The 907-nt window shown below is 40.0% G+C and carries 1 protein-coding gene; it reads left to right on the top strand.

The window, feature by feature from the left end; all coding sequences use genetic code 11:
• A partial coding sequence (fba, locus tag ACRCJ0_RS15970) for a class II fructose-1,6-bisphosphate aldolase (protein ID WP_431391155.1) occupies positions 1-816 on the top strand: 816 nt, incomplete at its 5' end.
• Between the last annotated feature and the right edge of the window lie 91 nt (positions 817-907).

Below are 907 nucleotides of genomic sequence, written 5' to 3'. Positions count from 1 at the left end.
AAAGACGGTCAATATGCAGTAGCACAATTAAACATTAACAACTTGGAATGGACTCAAGCTGTTTTAGAAGCAGCCCAAGCAGAAAACTCACCAGTAATTTTAGGTGTTTCTGAGGGTGCTGGTAAATACATGGGGGGCCCAGAAGTTGTTGCCGCTATGGTTAAAGCTTTAGTTGAAACAATGGAAATCACTGTTCCTGTTGCATTACATTTAGACCACGGTTCATCTTTTGAAACTGCTAAACGTGCAATCGACGCTGGATACACTTCAGTAATGATCGATGGTTCTCATCACCCAATTGATGACAACATCGCTATGACTAAACAAGTTGTAGAATACGCACACGAACGTGGCGCTTCTGTTGAAGGTGAAATCGGTACTGTTGGTGGTACTGAAGACGGCGTTACTGCTGGTATCAACTATGCAGATAAAGAAGAATGTAAACGTATCGTTGACGAAGCTGGTATCGACGCATTAGCTGCAGCCTTAGGTTCAGTTCATGGTCCATACTCAGGCGAACCTGTTTTAGGTTTCGATGAAATGAAAGAAATTTCTGAATACACAAACACACCATTAGTATTACACGGTGGTTCAGGTATTCCAGAAGAGCAAGTTAAAAAAGCAATCGAACGCGGTCATGCGAAAATCAACGTAAATACTGAATTACAAATTGTATTTACTGCTGCAGTTCGTGAAAACTTAAACAACGATGACAAAGTATACGACCCACGTAAAGTTTTAGCACCAGGTAAAGCTGCGATTGTTAAAACAGCACGTGAAACATTACGTATGTTTGGTTCATCAAACAAAGCATAATTCATTTTAGCCAGTGAATTTCCGCTTTATATATCCTTTTTCGAGCAATGACCTTTTGGTTGTTGCTCTTTTTTTGTACTTGAAATCCTCA

The sequence above is a fragment of the Aerococcus sp. L_32 genome, from assembly GCF_050689315.1.
This window is presented reverse-complemented; position numbering and strand designations above follow the sequence as displayed.